Annotated in this window: 1 protein-coding gene; it reads right to left on the reverse strand. The window is 44.6% G+C overall.

The window, feature by feature from the left end; translation table 11 throughout:
- A partial coding sequence (locus AAEY87_RS13930; RefSeq protein WP_350657601.1) for a DUF1176 domain-containing protein occupies positions 1 to 278 on the reverse strand: 278 nt, incomplete at both ends.

The raw sequence follows: 278 nt of genomic DNA on the forward strand, positions 1-278 counted from the left end.
TTGCAGGGTCGAGCTGCTGTTTATCATCATCCGAATATGAATATGCTTTTTTAATCACAGGTTTTGCTTTGGCTGCTTTAGGCGTTTGCCGATTAGGATTGTTTTTGCTCACTAGTGCTATCGATGTGCCCACTCGCCCTTGCACCTCGTCAAGCTTGAGCAGCACGGCACTCATGCCTTTATCGCTGATTATCCAACGATCATCACCCGCTCTTATCTCTATCTTAGTATTTTGACGCGAATGACTTAGAAGCTGCTGAGTTTGCTTAGTATTAAGC

Origin of the sequence: Psychrobacter sp. S1-30-MNA-CIBAN-0213 (assembly GCF_040309845.1) — a bacterium.
Taxonomy (GTDB): domain Bacteria; phylum Pseudomonadota; class Gammaproteobacteria; order Pseudomonadales; family Moraxellaceae; genus Psychrobacter.